The organism is Caballeronia sp. BCC1704, assembly GCF_902833455.1.
GTDB lineage: Bacteria > Pseudomonadota > Gammaproteobacteria > Burkholderiales > Burkholderiaceae > Caballeronia.
Genome location: NZ_CADFFT010000002.1, coordinates 983,313 through 1,005,541, shown reverse-complemented (window position 1 = coordinate 1,005,541; position 22,229 = coordinate 983,313). Strand labels below are relative to the sequence as shown.

The 22,229-nt window shown below is 64.4% G+C and carries 19 protein-coding genes; 7 read left to right on the top strand and 12 right to left on the bottom strand.

Annotated features, from left to right (window positions below):
• The first annotated feature begins 39 nt into the window (after positions 1 to 39).
• From HWX53_RS14275 to HWX53_RS14265, 3 genes are all read left to right on the top strand, one after another.
• Positions 40 to 1,233, top strand: a complete 1,194-nt coding sequence (locus HWX53_RS14275; RefSeq protein ID WP_175941837.1) for a CaiB/BaiF CoA-transferase family protein — start codon at positions 40 to 42, stop codon at positions 1,231 to 1,233.
• The gene (locus tag HWX53_RS14270; RefSeq protein ID WP_175941835.1) at positions 1,230 to 2,147 is read left to right on the top strand and encodes a hydroxymethylglutaryl-CoA lyase; all 918 of its coding nucleotides are present in this window, start codon (positions 1,230 to 1,232) and stop codon (positions 2,145 to 2,147) included. Before HWX53_RS14275 ends, HWX53_RS14270 begins: the two co-directional genes overlap by 4 nt.
• 80 nt (positions 2,148 to 2,227) lie before the next feature.
• Positions 2,228 to 3,565, top strand: coding sequence for an MFS transporter (locus HWX53_RS14265; RefSeq protein ID WP_175941833.1), 1,338 nt, complete (start codon positions 2,228 to 2,230; stop codon positions 3,563 to 3,565).
• Between the two features lie 107 nt (positions 3,566 to 3,672).
• On the opposite strand, the gene HWX53_RS14260 is transcribed toward HWX53_RS14265, so the two are convergent.
• The 3 genes from HWX53_RS14260 to HWX53_RS14250 all read right to left on the bottom strand — a co-directional run bounded on the left by HWX53_RS14260 (position 3,673) and on the right by HWX53_RS14250 (position 8,690).
• Positions 3,673 to 4,779: an acetate/propionate family kinase gene (locus HWX53_RS14260; RefSeq protein ID WP_175941831.1), complete on the bottom strand. Its 1,107-nt coding sequence runs from the start codon at positions 4,777 to 4,779 to the stop codon at positions 3,673 to 3,675.
• A gap of 4 nt (positions 4,780 to 4,783) precedes the next feature.
• The gene (locus HWX53_RS14255; RefSeq protein WP_175941829.1) at positions 4,784 to 7,183 is read right to left on the bottom strand and encodes a phosphoketolase family protein; all 2,400 of its coding nucleotides are present in this window, start codon (positions 7,181 to 7,183) and stop codon (positions 4,784 to 4,786) included.
• A gap of 208 nt (positions 7,184 to 7,391) precedes the next feature.
• On the bottom strand, positions 7,392 to 8,690 hold the full coding sequence (locus HWX53_RS14250) for a hypothetical protein (protein WP_175941827.1): 1,299 nt from the start codon (positions 8,688 to 8,690) through the stop codon (positions 7,392 to 7,394).
• A gap of 151 nt (positions 8,691 to 8,841) precedes the next feature.
• Between HWX53_RS14250 and HWX53_RS14245 the strand changes: the two genes are divergently transcribed.
• A complete protein-coding gene (locus HWX53_RS14245; RefSeq protein WP_175941825.1) occupies positions 8,842 to 13,275 on the top strand; it encodes a DEAD/DEAH box helicase in 4,434 nt (1,477 codons plus the stop codon).
• A 10-nt stretch (positions 13,276 to 13,285) separates the two neighbouring features.
• Here the strand turns inward: HWX53_RS14245 and HWX53_RS14240 are convergent, their stop codons facing one another.
• The 3 genes from HWX53_RS14240 to HWX53_RS14230 all read right to left on the bottom strand — a co-directional run bounded on the left by HWX53_RS14240 (position 13,286) and on the right by HWX53_RS14230 (position 14,238).
• Positions 13,286 to 13,501 (bottom strand): hypothetical protein, encoded by a 216-nt coding sequence (locus HWX53_RS14240; RefSeq protein WP_175941823.1) that lies wholly within the window; start codon positions 13,499 to 13,501, stop codon positions 13,286 to 13,288.
• Between the two features lie 155 nt (positions 13,502 to 13,656).
• Positions 13,657 to 13,917 (bottom strand): hypothetical protein, encoded by a 261-nt coding sequence (locus tag HWX53_RS14235; protein WP_175941821.1) that lies wholly within the window; start codon positions 13,915 to 13,917, stop codon positions 13,657 to 13,659.
• 30 nt (positions 13,918 to 13,947) lie between these two features.
• The gene (locus HWX53_RS14230) at positions 13,948 to 14,238 is read right to left on the bottom strand and encodes a hypothetical protein (protein WP_175941819.1); all 291 of its coding nucleotides are present in this window, start codon (positions 14,236 to 14,238) and stop codon (positions 13,948 to 13,950) included.
• A gap of 393 nt (positions 14,239 to 14,631) precedes the next feature.
• Here HWX53_RS14230 and HWX53_RS14225 point away from each other — a divergent pair, with 393 nt between their 5' ends.
• Positions 14,632 to 16,758 carry a serine/threonine-protein kinase gene (locus tag HWX53_RS14225; protein WP_175941817.1) on the top strand — a complete coding sequence of 709 codons (2,127 nt, stop codon included), beginning with the start codon at positions 14,632 to 14,634 and terminating at the stop codon, positions 16,756 to 16,758.
• A gap of 3 nt (positions 16,759 to 16,761) precedes the next feature.
• Here the strand turns inward: HWX53_RS14225 and HWX53_RS14220 are convergent, their stop codons facing one another.
• Positions 16,762 to 17,187 (bottom strand): phasin family protein, encoded by a 426-nt coding sequence (locus tag HWX53_RS14220; RefSeq protein WP_175941815.1) that lies wholly within the window; start codon positions 17,185 to 17,187, stop codon positions 16,762 to 16,764.
• 252 nt (positions 17,188 to 17,439) lie between these two features.
• On the opposite strand from HWX53_RS14220, the gene HWX53_RS14215 reads away from it, so the two are divergent.
• The gene (locus tag HWX53_RS14215; protein WP_175941813.1) at positions 17,440 to 17,631 is read left to right on the top strand and encodes a DUF2964 family protein; all 192 of its coding nucleotides are present in this window, start codon (positions 17,440 to 17,442) and stop codon (positions 17,629 to 17,631) included.
• A gap of 28 nt (positions 17,632 to 17,659) precedes the next feature.
• Here the strand turns inward: HWX53_RS14215 and HWX53_RS14210 are convergent, their stop codons facing one another.
• The 5 genes from HWX53_RS14210 to HWX53_RS14190 form a co-directional block, all read right to left on the bottom strand.
• Complete coding sequence (locus HWX53_RS14210) at positions 17,660 to 18,034, bottom strand: DUF3564 family protein (RefSeq protein WP_175941811.1); 375 nt, start codon at positions 18,032 to 18,034, stop codon at positions 17,660 to 17,662.
• A 334-nt stretch (positions 18,035 to 18,368) separates the two neighbouring features.
• Positions 18,369 to 19,052, bottom strand: a complete 684-nt coding sequence (locus tag HWX53_RS14205) for a helix-turn-helix domain-containing protein (protein ID WP_175941809.1) — start codon at positions 19,050 to 19,052, stop codon at positions 18,369 to 18,371.
• Positions 19,053 to 19,114: 62 nt separating this feature from the next.
• Positions 19,115 to 20,446 (bottom strand): ATP-binding protein, encoded by a 1,332-nt coding sequence (locus tag HWX53_RS14200; RefSeq protein ID WP_175941807.1) that lies wholly within the window; start codon positions 20,444 to 20,446, stop codon positions 19,115 to 19,117.
• Entirely contained in the window at positions 20,443 to 21,156 is a 714-nt protein-coding gene (locus HWX53_RS14195) for a response regulator (RefSeq protein ID WP_175941805.1), read from the bottom strand. Before HWX53_RS14195 ends, HWX53_RS14200 begins: the two co-directional genes overlap by 4 nt.
• A 13-nt stretch (positions 21,157 to 21,169) precedes the next feature.
• The gene (locus tag HWX53_RS14190) at positions 21,170 to 21,469 is read right to left on the bottom strand and encodes an EF-hand domain-containing protein (RefSeq protein WP_175942446.1); all 300 of its coding nucleotides are present in this window, start codon (positions 21,467 to 21,469) and stop codon (positions 21,170 to 21,172) included.
• A gap of 251 nt (positions 21,470 to 21,720) precedes the next feature.
• On the opposite strand from HWX53_RS14190, the gene HWX53_RS14185 reads away from it, so the two are divergent.
• A complete protein-coding gene (locus HWX53_RS14185) occupies positions 21,721 to 22,077 on the top strand; it encodes a hypothetical protein (protein WP_175941803.1) in 357 nt (118 codons plus the stop codon).
• Positions 22,078 to 22,229 lie beyond the last annotated feature (152 nt).

The following is a 22,229-nucleotide window of genomic DNA, read 5'->3' as shown; positions in this document are numbered from 1 at the left end:
AAGCTTGTCTTCAACGATACATTCACGGAGACAAGCAACATGAGCGGACCGCTTACGGGCATTCGCGTCATCGAGATCGGCACGCTGATTGCCGCACCGTTTGCCGCGCGCATGCTGGCCGAGTTCGGCGCAGAAGTCATCAAAATCGAGGCGCCCAATGGCGGGGATCCGCTTCGCAAATGGCGAAAACTTCACGAGGGCACGTCGCTCTGGTGGTATCTCCAGTCGCGCAACAAGAAGTCCGTTTGCGTGAATCTCAAGTCGCCCGACGGGGCGGACGTCATCAAGCGTCTGGCCGTCGATGCGGACATCGTCATCGAAAACATGCGGCCCGGCGCGCTCGAAAAACTCGGGCTCGGCTGGGACGTTTTGCATGCAATAAACCCGAAACTCACGATGGTTCGCATCTCCGGCTATGGACAGACAGGTCCATACCGCGATCGTCCGGGCTTCGGCGCGATCGGCGAGGCGATGGGTGGCATTCGGTATACAACCGGCGACGCGGACGGCACGCCGGCGCGCGTCGGCATTAGTCTGGGCGATTCGCTCGCGTCGCTTCATGGCGTGATCGGCGCGTTGATGTCGCTGCTGCGCGTGAAGACGGGGCAAGGCGACGGACAGGTCGTCGATGTATCGCTCGTCGAAAGCGTGTTCAATCTGATGGAAAGCCTGGTTCCCGAGTACGACTTGCTCGGACACGTGCGCGAGCGTAGCGGCGGTGCGTTGCCGGGTATCGCGCCGTCGAACACGTACCGCACGGAAGACGGCGGCTTCGTGGTGATTGCGGGCAACAGCGATCCCATCTACAAGCGCCTGATGCAGGTCATCGGCCGCCCGGATCTCGCCGACGATCTCGCGCTCGCACATAACGATGGCCGCGTGCGCCACAGCGCGATGCTCGATGAAGCAATCGGCGCGTGGACATCGCATCACGCGATGAACGACGTGCTGGCCGCGCTCGAAGACGCGGACGTGCCGTCCGGCCGCATCTATTCCGTCGCTGACATCATCGGCGACGCGCACTATCAGGCGCGCGACATGCTGTTGCAGGCGAGCTTGCCGGGCGGCGTATCGGTGAAGATGCCGGGCATCGTGCCGAAGCTCTCCGACTCGCCGGGCGAAGTGCGCTGGCAGGGCCCGGCTCTCGGCGAGCACACGGCAGGCGTGCTCGCTTCTCTCGGCTTCGACGAAAGCGACGTGCAACGGCTGCGCGCCGAAGGAGCCATCCAATGACGCGCGATTACAGCGAACAGTTGATCGTGCAGGAAGTCGCGCCGCGCGACGGCTTGCAAATCGAAGCGAAATGGGTCGAGACCGCAGACAAGATCGCGCTGATCGACGGGCTGTCGGCGTGCGGCTTCACGCGCATCGAGGCAGGCTCCTTCGTCTCGCCCAAGGCGATTCCCGCGCTGCGCGACGGCGATGCGGTCTTCCACGGCATCCGACGCGCGCCGGGCGTGGTGTACGTCGCGCTGGTGCCGAACGTGAAGGGCGCGCAGCGCGCGGTCGCGGCACGAGCCGATGAACTGAACCTCGTGATGTCGGCAAGCCAGACGCATAATCGCGCCAATATGCGCATGAGCTGCGAAGCATCGCTCGAAGGCTTCGCGGAGATAGTTCGGACAACGAATGTGCGTCTGAATGGCACGGTGGCCACGGCGTTCGGCTGTCCTTTCGAAGGCCGCATCGATGAAGACCGCGTCGTGTCAATTGTCCGCAGCTATCGCGAGATGGGCGTCGAAGGAATCACGCTGGCGGATACGACGGGAATGGCGAATCCTCGTCAGGTCGAGCGCGTCGTATCGCGCGTGCTCGAACATGTTCCGGCTGCCGCGTTGACGCTGCACTTCCATAACACCCGCGGTCTGGGACTCGCTAACGTGCTGGCCGCATACGACGCCGGCGCGCGACGCTTCGATGCCGCGTTAGGCGGGCTGGGCGGTTGCCCGTTCGCCCCCGGTGCGTCCGGCAACATCTGCACGGAAGACCTCGTGAACATGTGCGACGAGATGGGCATTCCGACGGGCATCGATCTGGAGAGACTGATCGCGCTGTCCCGCACGCTGCCTGCGCTCGTCGGCCATGAGGTGCCAGGGCAAGTGGCGAAGGCGGGGCGCAATAGCGACCTGCATCCCGTGCCCGATTGAGTACCCCATCACAGTGAGCCATTTGAAGCAGCCGGTCCGATAACAATTCCGATCACGGACGGACAAACAAGGAGACAATCATGAGCGACCTAAGCGTATCCGCCGCGGACAAGCCGCAGGCATTGCGGAATACGAGCGACATCGTTCGCAAAGTGGCATGGCGGCTCATGCCGCTCATCATGCTGTGTTATCTGTTCGCGTTCTTCGACCGCATCAACATCAGCTTCGCGAAGTTTCAGCTGCAAAGCACGCTCGGCTTTTCCGATACCGCCTACGGTCTGGGCGCAAGCCTCTTTGTGATCGGTTACGTCCTATTCGAGGTGCCGAGCAATTTGCTGCTGTACAAGGTCGGGGCGAGGCGCTGGATCGCGCGCATCATGATTTCGTGGGGAATCGCGACCGCGCTCATGGTCTTCGTGCAGACCGAATGGCAGTTCTATGCGCTGCGCTTCGTCATCGGCGCAATGGAAGCCGGCTTCGCGCCCGGCGTGCTGTACTACCTGACCTTGTGGTTTCCGGCGAGCTATCGCGGGCGTATCACGTCCTTGCTGTTTCTCGCATCCGCGTTCTCGGGGCTCGTCGGCGCGCCATTGTCGGGCCTTGTGCTCGGGCATATGAACGGCGTGCTCGGCATCGCGGGATGGCATTGGCTCTTTCTGCTCGGCGGCTTGCCTTGCGTGCTGCTGGGCGTGCTGGTGCTCAAGGTGTTGAAGGACCGCATCGACGATGCCGCGTGGCTCACCAGCGCGGAGAAGAGCACGCTCAAGAGCCAGATCGCGACGCAAAGTCAGGCGACGACGACGGGTCATTCGCTCCTCGGCGCAATCCGGACACCCGGCTTTCTGATGCTCGGCCTCATCTACTTTCTGATCCAGATCGCGTCGTACGGCCTCAACTTCTGGGCGCCGCATCTGATCCGCGCGGCGGGTACGCATAATCCGACGATCATCGGCTTGTTGACGGCGGTTCCCTATATCTGCGGAGCGGTGTGCATGGTCGTCGTGGGGCGCATGTCCGACACATCCGGCGAGCGCCGCAAGTTCGTCTGCGCGCTGCTCTTGATGGCGGCGGCGGGTTTCTTCGCGGCAGGCGCATTCGACCAGCAGACGACGTTCTTGATCGTCGCGCTCGGCGTGATGGGCGCGGGCGTCATCGCTTCGATTCCCGCATTCTGGGCATTGCCGCCGAAGCTGCTGACGGGCGCCGGCGCGGCGGGCGGCATCGCGCTCATTAACACACTTGGGCAGCTGGGCGGAATCGTGAGCCCGGTGATGGTCGGCCGTATTCGCGATGTCACCGGCAGCACGACGCCCGCGCTGTATGCAATCGGCGCGATGAGCGTCGTCTGTGCGCTGTTGTTGCTGTTCGGCTTGCCGGAGGCGTTGCGGCAGCGAGACCATGCCGCAAGTGCGCGTTGAGGCTTAAGCGGTACGGCGAGCGCCCGGCGAGCATCGCTGCTGCCGGGCGTTTCGCATCTTGCATGCAGCATGCAAGATGCAGCGCGCAGCATGCAACGACTATCGAATCAGCCGGCAAGCAAGCGCCGGCAATGACGCGAGATCTGCGTTTCCTCATCGGTAGGCACGACGCGATGCGGCGCATCCAGGAACGCCAGTCCTTCGAGTATCTGCGCGCGAATCGCCTCGCTGTGCTCGCCAATGCCGCCGCTGAACACGATCAGGTCGAGCCCGCCGAGCACGGCCGCATACGCGCCGATGGTCTTTCGGATCGCGTCACAGAACACGTCGATCGCGAGCGCCGCGTCTGCATCGCCCTTATCGCGGCGGGCGAGGAGGGTCTGCATGTCGTCGTCGGAATTCGACAGCGCCTTGAGGCCGCTCGAACGATTGACGAGCGCTTCCAACGCGTCGGCGTCGAGCGATTCGTTGCGCAGCAGATGAATCATCACGCCCGGGTCGATATCGCCGCTGCGCGTCGCCATCGGGATGCCGCCTGTCGGCGTCATGCCCATCGACGTATCGACGGAACGGCCGTTTTTCAGCGCGCAAAGACTCGCGCCGGACCCCAGATGAGCGATCACGACGCGCGAGGGCACCGCGTCGCCCAGCGTGCTCACGATGTACTCATAGGACAGCCCGTGAAATCCATAACGCACGACGCCGCGTTCCGCATAGTCACGCGGTAACGCGAAGCGCGTCGCACGTTCCGGCATCGTGCGATGGAACACCGTATCGAAGCATGCAAAATGCGGCATGCCGGAAAAGATGCGTTGCGCTTCGTCGATCAGCGCAAGCGACTGCGGCAGATGCAGCGGCGCGAACGCAACCGCTTCGCTGAGGCGCTGCTTGACTTCCGGCGTCAGTTCGCAATGCGCGCGCACACGCGGGCCGCCGTGCACGACGCGATGCCCCACCGCCGCAAGCGGCTCGTGCAAGTGCTCGCGAAGGGCATCGGCGACGCGCTGCAATGCGTCGTGTTGCGACTCCATCAGATGATCCTGCGAGATATCGATGCTGCCATCCGCCGAGCGCATGGAAAGCGATCCATTCTCGCGCCCGATGCCTTTCGCGCTGCCCGTGAGCCATGCCTGTTCGTCGTTACCGCGTGGCACGAACACGCCGAACTTCAGCGACGACGAACCGCTATTCAACACCACGATGCCCTGTGTCATCGCATCAACCCTTCCACGTCCATTCGCGGATCTCGTCCCGATCGATGCCTTCCTCGTGCGCATAGCGAATGCTCTCGATGATCTGATTCTTGAGCATTTCCTTCGTATGCGCCGCCGTGCTCGAAAGACCCGGCACGCGGTCGATCACATCGATAGCGAGGCTGTAGCGATCGACGCCGTTAATGATGGCGAGTTCGAACGGCGTATTGATGTTGCCGCGTTCGCGGTACCCGTGCACGTGCATGTTGTCGTGATTCGTGCGGTTGTACGTGAGCTTGTGCACGAGCGACGCATACGAATGGAAGTTGAAGATCACGGGCTTGTCGCGCGTAAAAAGCGAATCGAAATCGCGATTCGACAAGCCGTGCGGATGATCGGTGTCGGGCATCAGTCTGAACAGATCCACCACATTGACGAAGCGGATCTTCAGGTCAGGGCATTGCGTCTTGAGAATCTCGACGGCGGCAAGCGCTTCCATGGTCGCGATATCGCCTGCCGATGCAATGACCACATCCGGTTCGTGATTCTGATCGGTCGATGCCCAGTTCCATATGCCGATGCCTTTCGCGCAATGCACCATCGCGTCCTGCATGTTGAGGTACTGCAAGTGCGGTTGCTTGTCCGCGACGATCACGTTCACATAGTCGTGCGAGCGCAGGCAATGATCCGCCACGCTCAGGAGGCAGTTCGCATCCGGCGGCAGATAGATACGCACGACCTCCGGGCTCTTGTTGGTGACGACGTCGAGAAAGCCCGGGTCTTGATGCGTGAAGCCGTTATGGTCCTGACGCCAGACAAGCGACGTGATGAGCAGATTGATGGACGGCACAGGCGCGCGCCACGAGAGCTCCTTCTTCGCTTTTTCCAGCCATTTCGCGTGCTGATTGAACATCGAATCGATAACATGCACGAACGCTTCGTACGTCGCGAAGAGGCCGTGACGCCCCGTCAATACGTAGCCTTCGAACCAGCCTTCGAGCGTGTGCTCGGAAAGCATCTCCATCACGCGGCCATCCGTTGCGAGCGCGCTGCCGTCGGCGTCTTCGGGCTTTATTTGCGCGAGCCAGCGTTTGCCCGATGCTTCATACACGCCGTCGAGCTTGTTGCTTGCCGTTTCGTCCGGGCCGAAAAGACGGAAACTCTGCATGTTGCGACGAATCACATCGCGCAGAAAGGTTGCGAGGACCATCGTCGGCGAATGATAGACGCTTGCCGCGCTCTCGACTTCGAAGGCGTAATCGCGGATATCCGGCATATCGAGCGCTTGCCGCAGCAAGCCGCCGTTTGCGTGCGGATTTGCGCTGATACGCCGGCCGCCCACCGGCGCCAGTTCGCGCAGGCTCTCGACGAGGCGTCCGTCTTCATCAAAGAGTTCTTCCGGCTTGTAGCTTCGCATCCAGTCTTCGAGCACAGCAAGACTCTTGTAGTTCGTCGCCGGATCGAGCACGGGCACCTGATGCGAACGCCAGAAGCCTTCGACCTTGTGACCATTCACTTCCTTCGGACCTGTCCAGCCTTTCGGCGAGCGCAGCACGATCATCGGCCAGCGGGGACGCGTCACATCGGCAGGATTTTCGCGGGCGCGCTGCTGTATCGCGCGAATGTCGCCGATGCAGCGTTCCAGCGTCGCGGCCATCAACTGATGCATCGTCTCGGGGTCATCGCCTTCGACGAAATACGGCGCGTAGCCATAGCCCGTGAACAACGCTTCGAGTTCGTCGTGCGGTATGCGCGCGAGGATGGTCGGATTGGCGATCTTATAGCCGTTCAGATGGAGAATCGGCAGCACCGCGCCGTCGGTCGCGGGATTGAGAAACTTGTTCGAATGCCACGAGGTCGCGAGAGGACCGGTTTCCGCTTCGCCATCGCCGACCATCGTCGCAACGATTAGGTCGGGATTGTCGAAGGCCGCGCCGAAAGAATGCGACAGGCTGTAGCCGAGTTCGCCGCCTTCGTGAATGGAACCCGGCGTTTCCGGCGTGCAATGCGAGCCGATGCCGCCCGGCGACGAGAACGCGCGAAAGAGCCGCAACATGCCGCGCTCGTCAGGGCTTCGGTCCGGATAGATCTCCGAGTAATGTCCTTCGAGATACGAGTTCGCGAGCGTCGCGGGCGCGCCGTGGCCGGGTCCGGAGACGAACATGACGTTGATATCGTCGCGCTTGATGAGGCGGTTCAGATGCACCCACACGAACGACTGCCCAGGGTCGGAGCCCCAGTGGCCGAGCAGACGTCGCTTGATGTGATCGGGCTTGAGCGGTTCGCGCAGCAACGGATTGGCGCGCAGGTAGATCATGCCGACCGAGAGGTAATTGCAGGCGCGCCAATAGGCGTCGATATTACGCAGCACGTCGGGAGCGAGAGGGGTGTGCGTCGCGGTCTTGCCTTGGACGTCGTCGTTCAATTGCTTCTCCTTGCGGTGAAAGTTCGGGTCGAGCGTCGGCTTGCGGCTTGATGCGAGTGATTCGGCTAGGTCGGAGTCGTGTGATGGATCGCAGTGAATTTCAGGGGCGTATCGAGCGCGCCCCTGAGAAGCGAGAAGAATATGGAAGCGTCGCGCAACATCATACTTGTGTTCTCGCGACGAAGTTTTGACAAACCGCAGGCGCGGTTCATTGCATGGCGGACTGCGCGAGATCGTAATCCATTAGCAAGGCTTTATTGTCTTCCCATACGCCGATGTAATGCACCATGAAGCTCTCGGGACGCCGGTAGATCCAGGGCGTATTCCACTCGATGAAAGACGCGATGCGCGTCGCGTCGAAGTCCCCATGCCGTTCGTATTCGCGAATGAAGAAGTGCTGATCGCCCTTATTCGCATAGACACTCGATTTGTCGTCAAGTTGCGCGCACGCATGCAGAATGTGATGGAACGCGTCGTAGTTGGTTTGCGTGCGGCGAAAGCCCATGATGCCGGAGTTGAACGTCCAGGTGCCGACGTCGCGGGCGAACACCGCGTCTTGTCCCTGCATGATGGATTGGAGGGGGCGATTCATGTCGTTGAACAGCACGTCGGCATCGACCCAGAAGACCCATTCGTGATGCGGCAGATATTCGCGCAAGAGAGCGGGCTTGAGCCAGTTGCCCGCTGTGTTGCCGTCGTTCAGATGCGCGGGAATCTCGCGATGAACATACAGCGTATAGCCATGACGCGCGCAATAGCGCCTGAAATTGGCCTCTGCAATGCGCCCGTAGCGAGCGACGTTCGGCGTATAGAGCGTGACCACGGCGATGGGCTGGCCGGGCTGATAAACGCTTTGTGCGCACGTTTGGTCCGTGTCTGCGCCGAAGAAGGACAGGAACGGCGAGCCCCGCGCCGTGCATGCGTTGATATGCGCGAACAGCGCCGTGCGAAACCGCCGATGCTGCGGCTCTTCGCGGATGCATACCGAGAAAGCGGGCCACTTCGCCCACACGCTTTCGAGCGCGACCGCAGCGGGCAGGGACGCATGAACCCCGCCGATGATGGTGGGAAAAGGAAGCGCATCGAAATCACACAGCAGCATGCCTTCTTTCGCGGGAAGCTCGACGCTGAACCGGCAATGCGTCACCAGCTTATACAGCTTACGGCGAACGTCTTCGGTGTTACGCCACACCTGAATATCGGTCTGCGGATACGGCGAGTCCTCGCAGGTAAGAAGCCAGTCGCGGCCTTCGAGTAACTCGGGCAAGGGCATGGCGCCGATGATCGCGGCGTTCTGCGTCAACAGCATGATGATGGCGCCGGGTTCCGCCTGGTTCAGCCATTGCAGCAGCGTTTCGTACTTGAACATCCAGAGCACGTGCGCGCTGCTGCCGGACAGCTCCGACATGTCGATCTCAACGTGGCGGTAACCGTGAGCGCGAGCATACCGGCGATGATTGGCGAGCGCGCCGGGCGCGTGGTCGGAAAGCAGGCTGATGACGATCATGAATGCAATATGCAAAAGAAGGGGAAGCGGCGGAAGGCGCGCCGGGACGGCCGTAGGATGGCCGCAATCAACGCCCGGTCGATTGGGATCTGTCCGAAAACGGCATGCAGAATGCAAAACGCGGTTTCGCAACCACCCCTAGAATGTGTCGATGACCGCCGACTCCACATCGCCCGGCGACGCTCTCGCGGGCTTTCATCCCGCTGTCGTCAGCTGGTTCCGCGCGCACTTTGCAGCGCCGACCGCCGCGCAGGCGCGCGCGTGGCCGCTCATTCATGCCCGCCGCTCCACGCTCGTCGCAGCGCCCACTGGTTCGGGCAAGACGCTCACCGCCTTTCTCGCCGCGCTCGATGAGCTCGTGCGCGACGGCATCGCGGGCGGCGGCGTGTTGCCCGACGAGACGCGCGTCGTCTATGTCTCGCCGCTCAAGGCTCTGTCGAACGACATCCGGGTGAACCTCGAAGAGCCGCTCGCCGGCATCGCGCGCGAATTGCGGGAGATGGGCGCGGCCGCGCCGGAGATCCGCGCTGCCGTGCGCACGGGCGACACCACCCAGCAGGAGCGCAACGCGGTGAAGAAGCGCCCGCCGCATATCCTCGTGACGACGCCGGAATCGCTCTACGTGCTGCTTTCGTCCGACTCCGGCCGCGGCATGTTGTCGACCACGCGCACTGTGATTGTCGACGAAATACACGCCGTGGCGGGCGGCAAGCGCGGATCGCATCTGAGCCTGAGTCTTGAGCGGCTCGATGCACTGTGCGAGGAGCGCGGCGCGGCGGCGCCCGTTCGCGTCGGGCTCTCGGCGACTCAGAAGCCCATCGAGCTCGTCGCGAAGTTTCTCGCGGGGGAAGGCCGTTCATGCGACATCGTCGACGTGGGGCACGCGCGCGCACGCGATCTCGCGCTCGAACTGCCGCCGATGCCGCTCGAAGCGATCATGTCCAACGACATGTGGGAGCGTGTCTACGACCGGCTCGCGGAGTTGTCCGCGCAGCATCGCACGACGCTCGTCTTCGTGAATACGCGGCGCATGGCCGAGCGCGCGGCGCGGCATCTGACGGACCGGCTCGGCAAGGAGGCCGTCGCGGCGCATCACGGCAGCCTTGCGCGGGAGCATCGGCTCGACGCGGAACAGCGTCTGAAGCGCGGTGAACTGCGCGTGCTGATCGCCACCGCTTCGCTGGAACTGGGCATCGATATCGGCGACGTGGATCTTGTATGCCAGATCGGTTCACCCGGGTCCATCGGCGCATTTCTGCAGCGCGTCGGGCGCTCGGGGCACCATGTCGGCGGCGTGCCGAAAGGCCGGCTTTTTCCGACTTCGCGCGATGACCTCATCGAATGCGCCGCGCTCGTCGACTGCGTGCGGCGCGGCGAGCTCGACGCCCTCACGGTTCCTCGCGCGCCGCTCGACGTCCTCGCGCAGCAGATCACCGCCGAGGTCGCGTGCCGCGAGTGGGGCGAGGATGCGCTCTTCGAGCGTATCCGCCGCGCGTATCCGTACGCGACGCTGGACCGCTCGCGCTACGACGCCGTGCTGCGCACGCTCGCCGAAGGCTACACGGGGCGCCAAGGCGTGCGCGCCGCTTACGTGCATCGCGATGCGGTCAGCCGCACGCTGCGCGGCCGGCGCGGCGGCAAGCTGACCGCCGTGACGTCGGGCGGGGCGATTCCCGATAACGCGGATTTCGCCGTGTTGCTTGAGCCGCAAGGCTTGCAGGTCGGCACGGTCAACGAGGACTTTGCCGTCGAAAGCCTTGCCGGCGACATCTTCCAGCTCGGGAATACGTCGTACCGCATCTTGCGCGCGGAAGGCGGGCGCGTGCGCGTCGAGAATGCCAACGGCCAGCCGCCGAACATTCCGTTCTGGCTCGGTGAAGCGCCGGGCCGCAGCGATGAGCTTTCGTTCGCGATCTCGCGATTGCGCGCGGACGTCGATGCGCGCCTCGCATCGGGCGAGATTGCGCCCGCGGTCTCTTGCACGCTGGATGCTGCATGCAAGATGCAAGATGCCGAAACGCGCGTCGATGCCACGGTCCGCTGGCTTGCCGACGAAACGGGCATCGGCACGGAAGCGGCTCGGCAAATCGTCGAGTATCTGGCCCGCTCGCGCGCGGCGCTCTCGGTTCTGCCGACGCAGGACACGCTCGTCATGGAGCGGTTCTTCGACGAATCCGGTGGCACGCAACTCGTCATTCACGCGCCGTTCGGCAGCCGCGTGAATCGCGCGTGGGGACTCGCCCTGCGCAAGCGGTTCTGCCGCACGTTCAACTTCGAGCTACAGGCGGCGGCGACCGAGGACGCGATCGTGCTGTCGCTGACCGGTAGCCATAGCTTCATGCTCGACGACGTGTGGCGCTATCTGAAATCGGCCACCGCCGAGCATGTGCTGATTCAGGCGCTGCTCGACGCGCCGCTTTTCGGCGTGCGCTGGCGGTGGAACGCGACCAACGCGCTCGCGCTGCCGCGTTACGCGGGCGGGCGCAAGGTCGCGCCGCAATTGCAGCGGATGAAGAGCGAGGATCTGCTCGCGGCCGTGTTTCCGGACCAGGTCGCGTGCGCGGAAAACGTCGTCGGCGAGCGCGACGTGCCGGCGCATCCGCTCGTCCAGCAGACCATCGACGATTGCATGCACGATGCAATGGACAGCGACGCGTGGCTCGCGCTCCTGCGGCGCATCGAGGCGGGCGACGTGCGGCTCGTCACGCGCGACTTGCCTGCGCCATCGCCGCTCGCCGCCGAGATTCTGTCGGCGCGGCCGTATGCCTTCCTCGACGACGCCCCGCTCGAAGAACGCCGCACGCAGGCCGTGCTCGCGCGTCGCTGGACCGATCCGCACTCGACGGACGATCTCGGCGCGCTCGATGCCGACGCCATCGCGAGCGTGCGGGCCGAAGCGTGGCCCACCGTCACGAGCGCCGACGAAATGCACGAGGCGCTGACGAGTCTCGCCGCGGTGACGGACGCCGAAGCCGCCGCGAGCGACGGCTGGCCCGCATGGCTCGACGCGCTGGCCCGCGCCGGCCGCGCGACGCGCTTGCAGATTGCCGAGCACGACGGCTTGTGGACGCCCGTCGAGCGCCTGTCGCTGCTGCGCGCCGTCTACGAACGCGCGCCGATGCACCCGCGCCTGACGCCGCCGCCCGGCTTCGACGCGGTGTGGACCGCCGACGACGCGCTCGTGGAAATCGTGCGCGCGCGGCTGTCGGGCTTCGGCCCGCTGACCTTGGCGGAGATCGCGCGGCCGCTGGCGCTGCCGGCGTCGTCCGTCGCGGTCGCGTTGACGCGCCTCGAATCCGAAGGCTATGTGATGCGCGGCCATTTCACGCCGAACGCATCGGACACATCTGGCGTCGATGAGCAATGGTGCGAGCGCCATCTGCTCGCGCGCATTCATCGCTATACGGTGCGGCGGCTGCGTCGCGAGATTGAGCCGGTCGAGCGGCAGGACTTCATGCGCTTCCTGTTCGAGTGGCAGCGCGTCGCGCCCGATGCGCGTGGCGAGGGTCGCGACGCGTTGCTCGCCGTGCTCGAACAGCTCGAAGGCTTCGAGGCGCCCGCCGTCGCGTGGGAGGACGAGATCCTGCCCGCGCGCATCGCGGATTATTCCGGCATGTGGCTCGACGAGATTTGCCGCGCGGGCAAGATCACGTGGTCGCGTCCGGCGGGACGCATGCGCGCTGCGGGCGGTCCCGTGCGCGGCACGCCGATCGTCCTGCTGCCGCGACGCGCCCTCGCGGCGTGGAATGCGCTGATGCGCCCGGACGAAGCGCCTACGCTGTCGTCCCGTGCCGAGCGCGTCTTCGATGCACTGTCGGCGCACGGCGCGATGTTCTTCGACGAACTGCTCGCCGACACGCGCATGCTGCGCACCGAACTGGAGGACGCGCTCGGCGAACTCGTCGCGCTCGGTCTCGTAAACGCCGACAGCTTCGCGGGCCTGCGCGCGTTGCTCGCGCCCGCCGCCAAGCGCAACGCGATATCGCGGCGCACGCGCAGGCCGGGCGGCGGGCTTTTCATCGGCGGAATGGACGATGCAGGCCGCTGGGCGCTGCTGCATCGCGCAAGCCCCGATCATGACGGCGGCGATGCCGAGCACGTCGCGCTCACCTTGCTTCGGCGCTACGGCGTCGTGTTCTGGCGACTGCTCGAACGCGAGGCGCAATGGTTGCCGCCGTGGCGCGAACTGCTGCGCGTCTATCACCGGCTCGAGGCGCGCGGCGAGATACGCGGCGGGCGCTTCGTGGCGGGACTCGCGGGCGAGCAGTTCGCGCTGCCCGAGGCCGTGCCGCTTTTGCGCGAGATGCGCAGGCGGCCGAAGGAGGGCGCGTTCGTCGCGTTGAGCGCGGTGGATCCGCTGAACTTCGCCGGAACGCTGCTTCCGGGCGACAAAGTGCCGGCTCTGGCGGGCAACCGCGTGCTCTATCTGGATGGTGTGCCGGTCGGCGCGGTGATCGCGGGCAGGACGCATGTTTTCGGCGACGCCGACGCGCCCATGCGCGAGCGCGTGCGTCTTGCCCTCGTCAAGCGAAGCGCGCGGTCGTTGAGCACGTCTTCCGCGCGTCAGATGGCGGTTCCCGACTGATCGCTCTGAATCACTTCGATACCAGCTTGTGAACGAACGGCCCCGGCTGCTGCACGGGCACGTCTTTCACGGGCACGCCGGGGTAATCGACCACGCGCTGCGGGTTTGCATGCAGAATGCGAAACGACGAACGCATGCGCTCGCGCGCGCCACCGGCGATGCTGGCCATCGCTTGCCGGTCCAGCTCGACGCTGTCGGCGAGGTCCCTGATCTTGATGACAGCCATGACTGCTTCTCCTTGATGAGTGCCGCGTCCCATTGAGTATAAAAACAACCGGGCGCGTGGTTGCGTCTAACAAAAGCCAACGGGCGACGAAAGGCCGAAGCCTTTCGCCGCCGACGCTCTTGGGGGCGCTTGCCGTTAGCGATGCATTTGGCGCATCAGAACACTGCCGCGTTCAGACGCGCGAACTGCTTCGGATCCACGTTGATGGACGGCGCGCCGAAGTTCGCGCCGATTACGCCGACGTCATTGAGCGTGTTGACGTTCACGTTCTGCAACTGCGAGATGTTCTGCAGAATGCCGACGTTCACGTTGACGTTCGCATACGGACCGTAGGCTTGCCCGCCGGAAACGGCGGACATCGCGCGGCAGTCCAGCTCCTTGCTGTGGGACAAGTCCCGTACGACGATGGACGACATGATGGTGCTCCTCGCGAAGAGATTCGTAGGTCAGGCGCGCAGCATGCCCAGACCGCCGCCGATGTTGATGTTGCTCGAGTTGCTGGCGGTCTGAACCGGCTTGATCTTGGCATCGATGTCGCTTGCGAACGCGACGTTCACGCCGTTCTGGCTCGACGTATTCTGCTCTTGCTGCACCATTTGCTGCGTGTTGAACGAGAGCGACGTCTTCGAGAAGTCGAAGCTCGGCACGAAGTAGCCCATGCCGCCTCGCACGGCGGACATCGCGCGGCGATCGAGTTGTTCGGCGATAGGCAGGTCTTTGATGGTCAGCGTCTTCATAGCGGTTCTCCTTGGGTGCGCATGGCGCGTTCGGTTGCGGATTCGAGCAACATGTCTGCTCGGGCCAGTTCAACGCATAGGGTGTGCCAAGCGCTGTGTGTCGCGGCAGAAAACGCTGGAAGTGCCTTGTTTCATGGGCTTTTGCGAGATTCACGCGTCGATGAGCCGGGCATGAGACGAAGAGGCGAAGGCTCTTCAATGCCGCGCCGAACCCAACAGCCGAATGAATTGTGTCGGTCTGCGAAAGACATGTGCGCGATGCCGCGCATCCGATAAAACGCCATTTGCTTAAGCCGGATACGAAGGCTAGTATCGAACGATCCACCGGCGTTTGTTACGACAAGTGCATGGCCGGCCGACCACGTTCATCCGGAGCCGCAACGCGTCGCACAGATGACTAGCTTTCAAGAATCGCTTCGCGCATACCGGGGCGAAGGCGGGTCGCGCGACGCGTTCTTTGCGGGGGTCGACGGCGCACTGGCCGCCGAGCGCAGCCCGCCCGCGCGGCTCATGCAGATCCTCGACGAAGCCCACGCGGCCAATCCGCTGCCGCCGGATATCTATGCCGCCATCCGCCGCCGCATCGAGCATACGGCGCGCACGCGCTTCGAAGGCGAACCCGGCACCGCGTTCGAGCCGGGCCGTGACGAAACGCGCATGCGCGCGCCGCCCGACTTTCCGCCTCCGTTGCCGCCGCGCGTGACCAACGCCCCGGGCGCGGGCAGCGACCCGAGCGGCGCGACATCGGGCCAGGCGACGCAAGTGCTCGCGGACACGGAACAGGTGAAGGGCGTCGGGGACACGCTCAATAATCGCTTCGTACTCGAAGAGTGTCTCGGCATAGGCGGGATGGGCACCGTCTATAAGGCGCTCGATCTTCGCAAGCTGGAGGCGTCGGACAGGCGGCCGTATGTCGCCATCAAGGTGCTGAATCTGCAGTTTCGCGGCAACCCGAAGTCGCTGATCGCGCTGCAACGCGAAGCCCGCAAGGCGCAGCAGCTCGCGCACCGCAATATCGTCACGGTCTACGACTTCGACCGCGACAACGCCATTGTCTATCTGACGATGGAGTATCTCTCCGGCCAGCCGCTGTCTAGAATGCTTCGGACGCCGAACTATAAGGGCATGCCGTTCTCGCAGGTCTTTCCGCTCTTCAAGGGCATGGCGACCGCGCTTGCCTACGCGCACGAACGCGGCTTCGTGCATTGCGACTTCAAGCCCGCGAACGTGTTCGTGACCGACGCGTCGGAAGTGAAGGTCATCGACTTCGGCATCGCTCGGGCGATCCAGCGCCCGGACGAGGAAAGCGAAGCCACCGTGTTCGATCCCGGCAGCCTCGGCGCGCTCACGCCCGCGTACGCGAGCCCGGAAATGCTTGAACATCGCGAGCCCGACCCGCGCGACGATATCTACGCGCTCGCCTGCATCACCTATGAGCTATTGACCGGCAAGCATCCGTTCGACCGTGTTCCGGCGACGCAAGCCAAGAGCGCCGGCATGAAGCCGCAGCGTCCCGAGCAACTCGGCAACAAGCAATGGAAGGCGCTCAAGGCGGCGCTTGCGTTCGAGCGCGAAGCGCGCACGCCGACTGTCGCGCAGTTTCTCGATGAAATCAGCGAGGAGCCGCCGGCCGCGTCGCGATCACCGAAGGCGAAGCCCGCGCACTTGCCGAAAGCCGTGATCGGCGCGGTCGCGCTCGCGCTGATCGGAGGAGCAGCGTATTACGTCGTCGCGCACAAGAAGGGCGGGAATGCGCCGCCTGCCGTCGCGGTCGCTCCGCCGACACCCATGCCGACGCCCGAAAAGCCCGCGATCACGCCCGCTATTCCCGCCGCCACGACGCCGACGCTCACGATGGCCGCCGTCACGCCGGTCCTTGCGAGCGTGCCGTGCTCGGCGCTCGTTGCGTCGGTTCACGACCAGACCGTGGACGTGCAAGGGTTCGTGTCGGAGCAATACGGCCTGACGCAGTTGAAGGGCGCGCTCGGGCGCGTGCCGGGCGTCAGGACGACGAACTTCGGTGTGCAGCCGGTCGCCGACGACAAGTGCGATCTGCTCAAGGTCCTCGGTCCGTACTGGACGACCAACCGGCAGTCTGGCCGGCCCGCGTCCGTGCATACGCGGTCCAATCAGACGCGGCTGACCGAAGGCGATCCGCTGATCGTCGAGCTGATGACTCCCGGCTTCGATTCGTACGTGAATGTGGATTACTTCATGCTCGACGGCAGCGTCGTGCATCTGCTGCCGAACGCACATGCTCGCGACAACCAGGCGCCGCCCGGCTACACCGCGACGCTCGGCAGCATGGGTGATTGGGTGGTCGGCAAGCCGTTCGGCGCCGAGATGATCGTGCTCACGGTCGCGCCCGCGCCGCTCTTCGACGCCCCGCGCCCCGACAGCGAGGCGAAGCCCGAGTATCTGCGCGCGGTCGACAAGCGGCTTGCGGCGCTCGCGGCCCGTTACGGTCGCGAGCGCGTGGCCGTCGATATCGTTCAGATCACGACCCAGCCGAAGAAGTGAGCGTTAGCTTTGCGGCTTCTCGACCGCGGCCTTGAGTTCCTGCAACGCTTCCTCCATGCGCTTGCTCACGAGCGCATAGGCTTCGGCCTGCGTCTGCTGCGTGGTGCGCGCGATGTCCTGCATGTCGGCGAGCGCGTTGTGCAGCGCGCGCTGCACGACCTCGTTCGCATTGAACGGCGGCTTGCCCGACGACGACGCGATCTGCTTCGCGATGGACTCCAGATCGCCCAGCGTGCGGCGCAGGATTTCGAGCTGCTTGTCGCGCAACGCCTCGATGCCGCCGAACGCGACGCGATTGGTCGCCGCGAGCGCCTCGACGTCCTTGCGCCGCGATTCCATGATGGCGGTGACGTCGAACCCTGGTAGCTGATACTGCTGGAACATGGCGGCAAACTGGCTGAACGGATCGCTGAATTTTGATTGATTCATCTTGCCTCCCAGGTTCATTCGGACAAGCGCGGGCGCGATTCGATGACCGTCGCCTTCACGCGGCAGTGCGCCGTTTGCCGCCGTTTTAATACGAGCGGCCGGCTCCTGATACTACCAATATACGTGTCCGAAATGGGGCAAGGGAAAACACCAGATCGCGCAACGGACGACTTGATTCAGGTCAAATGCGGCTCGCCGCAAACGACCATCATAAGAATGAAGAAGCCGCACGAGGCGGCGTGGAGATAAGCGATGGTCAAAGCCGAAGCGCGCATCGTCGCGGCGGCGATCGCGGTTTTCGTGGCGCTCGCGGGCATCATGGTCGCGTTGCACGGCCTTGTCTTCGACAGGCAGGCCGCGCTCGATTACGGCGCGCTCGCCGTTCTGATCGGCGTCACGTCATTCGCGGTCCTCTTGATGCCGATGCCCGAAGACCACGCCTGACGCTTCAGCCGACAGCGCGTGCGCCGCGTCAGAAATATTCGTCGCCCGCGAATACGCTGTGCTCGGCCTTGATCTGCGCGCGGTCGACGCACTGCACATGCCAGCGGCCGACGCGTGGGTTCGACGCGCCCTCCGCATACCACAGCACGCGCCCAGCGACGCCTTCGGGCGGGCCGCCGGGCGCTTCCACATCGAGTTCTTCCAGCTTGCAAACGGGCTGCTGCGCATGCGGATGGCAGATCAGCGTGCCGTCCGCCGCGGAACCGAGCCCGCCCCAGTCCGGCACATCCACCGACTGATGGCCTTCGCGGGACCAGCGGCGAGTTTCCTTGTCGAGCCACAGGATGGCGTAGGCGGCGGGTGGCGCGCCCTCGAAACCATCCAGCTTGACGGTAATACGCATGACATCCTCCATGAAACGAGTTTCGACGGGGCGGACGCTGACTGCGTTAGCGGCGTGTTGTGAGTTGCGTCGCTGGAGCTTCGAATCGGGTTCGACTATGCGCGAGACATTGGGTTCACGAGCGATGAAAAGCAAGTCCGGTGCCGATGTCGTGAAACGCTCGCGCGCGTGCTTCAAGCATAGTCCCAGCCGTTGACGCTTTGACGACAACCGTCATCATCGCGTGGATATGGCTTGGCAGACGAGCGCCAGACGAGTGCGCCGTGCACCACCGCGTCCGGTTTGCGCCCGGGATCGGGCCTTCGCGAAAGATAGACGGCATAACGAACGATCGTCAGACGTGCGCGAGCCGCGCCCGGTCGACAATATGCAAATGCCGCCCGGTGAGTTCGATGGCGTGCTCGCGTTGCAGCTTCGACAACGCGCGGCTCACCGTTTCCAGTTCCAGTCCGAGGTGGCTCGCGATATCGGCGCGTGTCATGGGCAACAACATGTCGGCGCAATCGTCCGGCGCGAGTCGTGACGACAAATCGAGCAGGAATGCGCCGACGCGTTCGCGCGCCGGCAACGTGCCGAGCATCACAGCGAGCCGTGCCGCGCGCACGATTTCCACGCTCATGATGGCGAGCAGCGCGTGCTGCATCCGCGCATATTCGCGGCACAACGGTTCGAGAATGCCGACCGGCATGATGCGCACGACGCTGTCTTCCAGCGCGACGGCATCGCTCTGATGACAGCCGGTGCAGATGCCGTCGAGCCCGAGCGTTTCGTCTGCCAAATGAAAAGCGGTGACCTGGGTGCGCGGGGCGGTGTCGTCGGCGGCGGGGAGGTAGACGGCCACGCTCTTGAAGCTGCCCGACTGCACCGTATAGAGGCTCCGAAGCGGCTCGGCGGCGCAGTAGAGCGCATCGCCGCGAACGACGGAGCGAGTCGGAAACGCAATGCCGTCGGTGTCCGCGAAGTGCACATGCAGGGCGGCGGGCCGACGCGCGTCGTCGGAATCGTTGGCGCTGACCATGCCCGTTCTCCTGCAAGTTCCACGCATCCAGTATGGTCTACGCCACGCGTAACGGGAATGCATCAATTGGCAACGGCATTCGCCAGCGGCAAGACGATCCGCGCTTGTGCGCCGCCGCCTTCGCGTGGACGTAGTTCGAGCGTGCCGCCGTGCAGCCGCGCGATGCGCTCCACAATGGCGAGCCCGAGGCCCGTGCCCTTCGGCTGGCCTTCGCCGCCGCCGCGCTTGAAAGGCTGCTTGAGCGACTCGGCATCCTGCGTGCCGAGTCCCTTGCCGCGATCTTCCACGACGATGCAGACACTGCGCGTCTTTTCGTCCATCCACGTGCGCACGCCGAGCCCGACGACGCCGTACAGCACCGCGTTCTGCATCAGATTCATCAGCATGCGCATCATGCCGATGGGACGGAACGCGAACGGCGGTATGTCCCCGAGCGACAGCGCGAACTCGTGGCCGAGGCCCGCGAAATCCGCAGCGAGATTCGCGACCAGCGCATTGATGTCGCCGACGACGGGCGATTCTTTCGCGCCGCTGCCCGCGTAGTCCATGAACTGCTGGAGGATGGTGTCGATCTGGTCTAGATAGCTTTCCGCCGATGCCGCGAACGATGCGTCCACCGACGGCACCGAGGACATCGCCATGGCGAGGCGCAGCTTGGTCATCGGCGTGCGGATGTCGTGCGAGATGCCGGCGAGCATCAGCGCGCGCGTGGCTTCGGCTTCGGCGAGCGCCGCTGTCATGCGATTGAACGCGGCGCTCACTTGCGCGATCTCGGTCGGGCCGTCGGTCGGCAACACGCCCGGCTCGCCGCCCGCGGACAAGCGCCGCGCGGCATCGGCGAGATCGGCAAGCGGGCGGTTCAGGTGGCGCTGAATCGCGTACGCCGTCGCGATGGCGAGGGCGCCGAGCCCGAGCGACAGCAAAAGCGTCGTGGTCAGCCCGTCGTCATGCGCGGCTTCCGGCACGGGAAGCGCGATCCAGCGCGGCTCACCTGCGATGTGCACGCGAATCCACAAGCGCTGCTGCGCATCGGCGGATGTTTCGGCGCCTTGCCAGCGCACGGGCATGTCGGCGGGCAGATGACGGCGCAGGCTTGCGACGAACGTATCGCGCTGATACGTCCGATAAAAGCGCAGCCACGAGCGCGGCGGCTCCGCGTTGGCGTTCGCGGGCAAATCCGCGCGGGCGTCGAGACGTGAGGTGGCGGCCGGCATGTCGCGCAGCACCGTATCGAGCGTCTCGATGTAACTGGCGAACGTCGCGGCGGCCCGCTCGATGCGCGGCGTCTGAATGAAGTGCAGGAGCACGGCGAGCGCGCAGACCTGACTCACCGCGACGAGCGCGACGAGCAGCAGCACGTTGCGCGCGAAAAGCGAGCGCGGCGCGAGGCTCACGGCTCGATATCCGCGAGCAGCATATAGCCGACGCCCCACACGGTCTTGATGAAGCGCGGCTTGGCCGGGTCGTCTTCGATCAGTTGGCGCAGGCGCAGCACCTGCACGTCGATGCTGCGGTCGAGCGCGTCGTGCTCCCGGCCGCGCGTTCGGGCGATGAGGTTATCGCGGCTCACCGCGCGATTCGGCGACGATCCGAGCGCGTTGAGCAACTGCATCTGCGCCGAGTGCATCTCGAACGGTTCGCCGCCGCGAAACAGGCGTTGCTTGCCGAGATCCAGCCGGAAGTCGCCGAAGCGAATGACTTGCGTGGTCAGCGTCGGATCGCCTGCTGCGATTTTCTGCCGGCGCAGCAGCGCGCGCACGCGGGCGACGAGTTCTTGCGGCAGGAACGGCTTGGCCAGATAGTCGTCCGCGCCGGTTTCGAGTCCGACCACTTTGTCGACGGGATCGCCCTTTGCCGTGAGCATGAGGATGGGCAGCGTATGGCCTTCGGCGCGCAAGCGGCGGCACACGGACAGGCCGTCTTCTGGTTCCATCATCCAGTCGAGCACGAGCAGGTCGTACGGTTCGCGCTGAAGATAACGGTCGAGGCGCTTGCCGTTTTCCACGACGCGCACCTCGAACCCTTGCGACGTGAGAAACCGCTGAAGCATGTTGCGCAGTTCGGCTTCGTCATCGAGCACGATGATCTTCGGCGCGGTTTCCATGACATGGCCCCGGTCAGCGTTGCGCGGCGTGCTCGCGCATGAAGGCTTCGATCTGCGGCAGCGTCACGTAGCCGTTTTTCTGCGCGTCGATCTCGTCGAAGTGCTTCGCGACCATCGGCATGCCGGTGGATGCCTGATCGCGCGTGAGCTTGCCGTCATGCGTGACGTTCGCTTGCGCGAAGCGCGTTTGCAGCATCTGCATGCCGCGTTCGACGCGCGGCGAGACACCCATCGGCTGCGTCGCGGTCTGCGCGAACGCGGGAGCGGAAAGAAGGGCGAGGCATGTGGCCAATGAAGCAATTGAAGCGGCAATCTTCTGCACGACGTTCTCCTTGTCGAGATGCAAGCGAAGTAATCGGTGACAGAGATTTTTATTGAGGCGTGCATCGAAGGCAATGACAGCGGTGCTACGAATCATGTCGAGATATGTCGTGGTCCGCAGTCATGCGCCGCGCCGACATACGGCGACACAAGTTGCCGCTAACGCTTTCGTTTCTCCTTTGGCTATCGTTGCTCGGGTCGCGCCTTCAGCGATTCAAACCATCGATACGAAAGGACATCACGATGAACATCCGTCTGCTCAGTCTTTCCGCTGCCGCCGCTTTCACGTTGACCTGCACGCAGAGCGCGTCGGCGGGAACGGCCGTTCAGGTCTCCTACGTCGCGCCGGCCGTGGTCTATTCGCCGCCGCCGCGTCCGGTCTACTACTACGCGCCGCCCGCCCCGCCTTACTACTACGTGCCCGCACGCACGGTCGTCGCCGTGCCGGTCGCGCCGCCGGTTGCGGTTATCGCGCCGCCTCCGCCGCCGCCGAAACCGCCAGTCGTGGTCGTGAGCGCGCCGGTGCGCGTCTACGCGCCGCCCGTGCGCGTCTTGTATGCGCAGCCGGTCGTGGCCGCGCCGATGGTTGTCGTGCGTTGACCGCGATGCAATGAGCATAGTGCATTTCGCCCGCGCCATGCGAACGCGCGGACGCGGGACCGATGCTTGCGCTCAAGCCTGCGATGACGCATCCACGGCCTCTATACTGAATGAACCACGTCGGCGCATGATGTTCGTCGCGTGGCAATCGT

Coding starts and splice junctions, on each gene's coding strand:
- HWX53_RS14205 (WP_175941809.1), bottom strand. CDS start 19,052: ATGGTCAGCGCCAACGATTCCGACGACGCGCGTCGGCCCGCCGCCCTG.
- HWX53_RS14275 (WP_175941837.1), top strand. CDS start 40: ATGAGCGGACCGCTTACGGGCATTCGCGTCATCGAGATCGGCACGCTG.
- HWX53_RS14240 (WP_175941823.1), bottom strand. CDS start 13,501: ATGGCTGTCATCAAGATCAGGGACCTCGCCGACAGCGTCGAGCTGGAC.
- HWX53_RS14220 (WP_175941815.1), bottom strand. CDS start 17,187: ATGAATCAATCAAAATTCAGCGATCCGTTCAGCCAGTTTGCCGCCATG.
- HWX53_RS14235 (WP_175941821.1), bottom strand. CDS start 13,917: ATGTCGTCCATCGTCGTACGGGACTTGTCCCACAGCAAGGAGCTGGAC.
- HWX53_RS14245 (WP_175941825.1), top strand. CDS start 8,842: ATGACCGCCGACTCCACATCGCCCGGCGACGCTCTCGCGGGCTTTCAT.
- HWX53_RS14260 (WP_175941831.1), bottom strand. CDS start 4,779: ATGACACAGGGCATCGTGGTGTTGAATAGCGGTTCGTCGTCGCTGAAG.
- HWX53_RS14270 (WP_175941835.1), top strand. CDS start 1,230: ATGACGCGCGATTACAGCGAACAGTTGATCGTGCAGGAAGTCGCGCCG.
- HWX53_RS14265 (WP_175941833.1), top strand. CDS start 2,228: ATGAGCGACCTAAGCGTATCCGCCGCGGACAAGCCGCAGGCATTGCGG.
- HWX53_RS14185 (WP_175941803.1), top strand. CDS start 21,721: ATGAACATCCGTCTGCTCAGTCTTTCCGCTGCCGCCGCTTTCACGTTG.
- HWX53_RS14230 (WP_175941819.1), bottom strand. CDS start 14,238: ATGAAGACGCTGACCATCAAAGACCTGCCTATCGCCGAACAACTCGAT.
- HWX53_RS14195 (WP_175941805.1), bottom strand. CDS start 21,156: ATGGAAACCGCGCCGAAGATCATCGTGCTCGATGACGAAGCCGAACTG.
- HWX53_RS14250 (WP_175941827.1), bottom strand. CDS start 8,690: ATGATCGTCATCAGCCTGCTTTCCGACCACGCGCCCGGCGCGCTCGCC.
- HWX53_RS14215 (WP_175941813.1), top strand. CDS start 17,440: ATGGTCAAAGCCGAAGCGCGCATCGTCGCGGCGGCGATCGCGGTTTTC.
- HWX53_RS14225 (WP_175941817.1), top strand. CDS start 14,632: ATGACTAGCTTTCAAGAATCGCTTCGCGCATACCGGGGCGAAGGCGGG.
- HWX53_RS14210 (WP_175941811.1), bottom strand. CDS start 18,034: ATGCGTATTACCGTCAAGCTGGATGGTTTCGAGGGCGCGCCACCCGCC.